Origin of the sequence: Aminobacter sp. MET-1, from assembly GCF_026521175.1 — a bacterium.
GTDB lineage: Bacteria > Pseudomonadota > Alphaproteobacteria > Rhizobiales > Rhizobiaceae > Aminobacter.
In genome coordinates this window covers 1-4,517 of sequence record NZ_JAMSHL010000049.1, presented here as the reverse complement: position 1 = coordinate 4,517, position 4,517 = coordinate 1, and the positions used below count along the sequence as shown (strand labels likewise).

General features: G+C 62.5%; 1 protein-coding gene. It reads left to right on the top strand.

The window, feature by feature from the left end; all coding sequences use genetic code 11:
* The first annotated feature begins 261 nt into the window (after positions 1-261).
* Entirely contained in the window at positions 262-4,398 is a 4,137-nt protein-coding gene (gene rpoB, locus NDO48_RS28890; protein WP_018427835.1) for a DNA-directed RNA polymerase subunit beta, read from the top strand.
* Positions 4,399-4,517: the final 119 nt, after the last annotated feature.

Here is a 4,517-nt window from a genome sequence, read left to right as displayed (position 1 = left end):
GGGGCCCCCATTAATGTATAGGATAGTGTTTTATCCTGTGGCACAAATAAAGATATAATTGTGGGGGGGGTTGGGGGGGGCGCCGGGGGCCCCCCCCCCCGGCTCCCGTGTTCGGGGGATGAGAGGGAACCTATTTCCTGAGGGCCGGGTTGCGGCCTTCAGGAAACGGGTTTTCGCCCGTTTTGAATAGGCCGCCAAGGCGGCTCGTATGCAAGGTGAGCAGTAGCGAAGCTCACCCCAAGAAGGCAGCAAGGAGCGACGATGGCCCAGACCCAGACTTTCAATGGCCGCAGACGCGTACGCAAGTTCTTCGGAAAGATCCCCGAAGTTGCGGAGATGCCGAACCTGATCGAGGTTCAGAAGGCATCCTATGACCAGTTCCTGATGGTGGACGAGCCCAAGGGCGGACGTCCGGATGAGGGCCTGCAGGCCGTTTTCAAGTCGGTCTTCCCGATCTCCGACTTCTCCGGCGCCTCGATGCTGGAGTTCGTCAAGTACGAGTTCGAAGCACCGAAGTTCGACGTTGACGAATGCCGTCAGCGCGACCTGACTTTCGCTGCGCCACTGAAGGTGACGCTGCGCCTGATCGTGTTCGATATCGACGAGGATACCGGCGCGAAGTCGATCAAGGACATCAAGGAGCAGGACGTCTACATGGGCGACATGCCGCTCATGACGTCCAACGGCACCTTCATCGTCAACGGCACCGAGCGTGTCATCGTCTCGCAGATGCACCGTTCGCCTGGTGTGTTCTTCGACCATGACAAGGGCAAGTCGCACTCCTCGGGCAAGCTTCTGTTTGCCGCGCGCGTCATCCCCTATCGCGGCTCGTGGCTCGACATCGAGTTCGACAGCAAGGACATCGTCCACGCCCGTATCGACCGCCGCCGCAAGATCCCGGTGTCGTCGCTGCTGATGGCGCTCGGCATGGACGGCGAAGAGATCCTGTCGACCTTCTACAACAAGATCACCTACAAGAAGTCGGGCGACCACTGGCGCATTCCGTTCTCGGTCGATCGTTTCCGCGGCCTCAAGGCTGTTGGCGACCTGGTTGACGCCGACACTGGCGAGATCGTTGTCGAAGCCGGCAAGAAGATCACCGCGCGTCAGGCCAAGCAGCTTGCCGAAAAGGGTCTGAAGGCGATCAAGGCGACGGAAGACGATCTTTTCGGCAGCTACCTCGCTGAGGACATCGTCAACTATGCCACCGGCGAGATTTATCTGGAGGCCGGCGACGAGATCGATGAGAAGACGCTGAAGACGCTGCTGGCGGCTGGCGAGGAAGAAATCAACATCCTCGACATCGACCACATCAACGTCGGCGGCTACATCCGCAACACGCTGGCCGTGGACAAGAACGAGAGCCGCCAGGACGCTCTGTTCGACATCTATCGTGTCATGCGTCCGGGCGAGCCGCCCACCATCGACACCGCCGAAGCGATGTTCAACTCGCTGTTCTTCGACGCCGAGCGCTACGACCTGTCGGCCGTCGGCCGCGTCAAGATGAACATGCGTCTCGAACTCGACGCCGCTGACACCGTTCGTGTGCTGCGCAAGGAAGACATCCTTGCCGTGGTCAAGACGCTGGTCGAACTGCGCGACGGCAAGGGCGAGATCGACGACATCGACAACCTCGGCAACCGCCGTGTCCGTTCGGTCGGCGAGCTTATGGAAAACCAATACCGCGTCGGCCTGCTCCGCATGGAGCGCGCGATCAAGGAGCGTATGTCCTCGATCGAGATCGACACGGTGATGCCGCAGGACCTGATCAACGCCAAGCCCGCGGCTGCTGCGGTGCGCGAGTTCTTCGGTTCGTCGCAGCTGTCGCAGTTCATGGACCAGACCAACCCGCTCTCGGAAATCACCCACAAGCGTCGTCTTTCGGCGCTTGGACCCGGTGGTCTGACCCGCGAGCGCGCCGGTTTCGAAGTCCGCGACGTTCACCCGACGCACTACGGCCGTATCTGCCCGATCGAAACGCCGGAAGGCCCGAACATCGGTCTGATCAACTCGCTGGCCACCTTCGCACGTGTCAACAAGTACGGCTTCATCGAGAGCCCGTACCGCAAGATCGTCGACGGCAAGCTGACCAACGACGTGGTCTACCTGTCGGCTATGGAAGAGGCCAAGCACTTCGTTGCCCAGGCCAACGCCGAGCTCGACAAGAACGGCCATTTCGTCGACGAGTTCGTCATTTGCCGTAACGCCGGCGAAGTGATGATGGCGCCGCGCGAAAACGTCGACTTGATGGACGTTTCGCCGAAGCAGATGGTGTCGGTCGCTGCCGCGCTGATCCCGTTCCTGGAAAACGACGACGCCAACCGCGCTCTGATGGGCTCGAACATGCAGCGTCAGGCCGTGCCGCTGGTGCGCGCCGAGGCTCCGTTCGTCGGCACCGGCATGGAGCCGATCGTCGCCCGTGACTCGGGTGCTGCGATCGGTGCGCGCCGCGGCGGTATCGTCGATCAGGTCGATGCGACCCGTATCGTCATCCGTGCGACGGAAGACCTCGAGGCCGGCAAGTCCGGCGTCGACATCTACCGCCTGATGAAGTTCCAGCGTTCGAACCAGAACACCTGCATCAACCAGCGTCCGCTGGTGCGTATGGGTGACCGGGTCAACAAGGGCGACATCATTGCTGACGGTCCGTCGACCGATCTCGGCGATCTGGCGCTCGGCCGGAACGTGCTCGTCGCGTTCATGCCGTGGAACGGCTACAACTACGAGGACTCGATCCTGCTCTCCGAGCGTATTGTGGCCGACGACGTCTTCACCTCGATCCACATCGAGGAGTTCGAGGTCATGGCGCGCGACACCAAGCTTGGGCCTGAGGAAATCACGCGCGACATTCCGAACGTCTCGGAAGAAGCGCTGAAGAACCTCGACGAAGCCGGTATCGTCTATATCGGCGCTGAGGTTCAGCCGGGCGACATCCTGGTCGGCAAGATCACGCCGAAGGGCGAAAGCCCGATGACGCCGGAAGAGAAGCTTCTGCGCGCCATCTTCGGTGAAAAGGCGTCCGACGTCCGTGACACCTCCATGCGTATGCCGCCCGGAACCTACGGTACGGTCGTCGAAGTGCGCGTCTTCAACCGCCACGGCGTGGAGAAGGACGAGCGCGCGATGGCGATCGAGCGCGAGGAAATCGAGCGTCTCGCAAAGGACCGCGACGACGAACAGGCGATCCTCGACCGCAACGTCTACAGCCGTCTGAGCGACATGCTCGTCGGCAAGGACGCGATTGCCGGACCGAAGGGCTTCAAGAAGGGCTCTACGCTGGCTCGGGAGACGCTTGTCGACTACCCGCGTTCGCAGTGGTGGCAGTTCGCCGTCGAAGACGAGAAGATGCAGGGTGAGCTTGAAGCTCTGCGCGGCCAGTACGACGACTCCAAGAAGCAGCTCGAGCAGCGCTTCATGGACAAGGTCGAAAAGGTGCAGCGCGGCGACGAGATGCCCCCCGGCGTCATGAAGATGGTCAAGGTCTTCGTCGCGGTGAAGCGTAAGATGCAGCCCGGCGACAAGATGGCCGGCCGTCACGGCAACAAGGGTGTCGTGTCGCGCATCGTTCCTGTCGAGGACATGCCGTTCCTCGAAGACGGAACGCACGCCGACATCGTGCTCAACCCGCTGGGCGTGCCTTCGCGCATGAACGTCGGTCAGATCCTCGAAACCCATCTCGGCTGGGCTTGCGCCGGCATGGGCAGGAAGATCGGTGAGCTCATCGAAGCGTACAAGCAGAGCGGCGACATCAAGCCGCTTCGCCAGACGATCGAGAGCATCATCCCCGACAACGACCGCAACGAGCCGGTCCGCGACTACGACGACGAGTCCATCGTTCGCCTTGGCGATCAGATGAAGCGCGGCGTCTCCATCGCGACCCCGGTGTTCGACGGTGCGCACGAGGCCAACATCAACGAGATGCTGTCCCAGGCGGGTCTGCACACCTCGGGCCAGTCGCAGCTCTACGACGGACGTACGGGCGAGCCGTTCGACCGCAAGGTGACCATGGGCTACATCTACATGCTCAAGCTTCACCACCTGGTCGACGACAAGATCCACGCCCGTTCGATCGGCCCGTACTCGCTCGTCACCCAGCAGCCGCTGGGCGGTAAGGCGCAGTTCGGCGGTCAGCGCTTCGGCGAAATGGAGGTCTGGGCACTCGAAGCCTACGGTGCGGCCTACACGCTGCAGGAAATGCTGACGGTGAAGTCGGACGACGTCGCCGGCCGTACCAAGGTCTACGAGGCAATCGTGCGCGGCGACGACACGTTCGAAGCGGGCATCCCCGAGAGCTTCAACGTTCTCGTCAAGGAAATGCGCTCGCTCGGCCTCAACGTCGAGCTGGAGAACACCAAGCTCGACGACACCCAGCAGCGCCTTCCGGACGCTGCCGAGTAAGAAAGAGTGGCGGGGGGGGGGGGGGGGCCCCCCCCCCCCCCCCCCCGGCGCCCCCCCCCCCCCCCCCCCCCCCGCGGTTTTAAAATACACCCACGCCACCCCCCCCCCCCGCCCGGGCG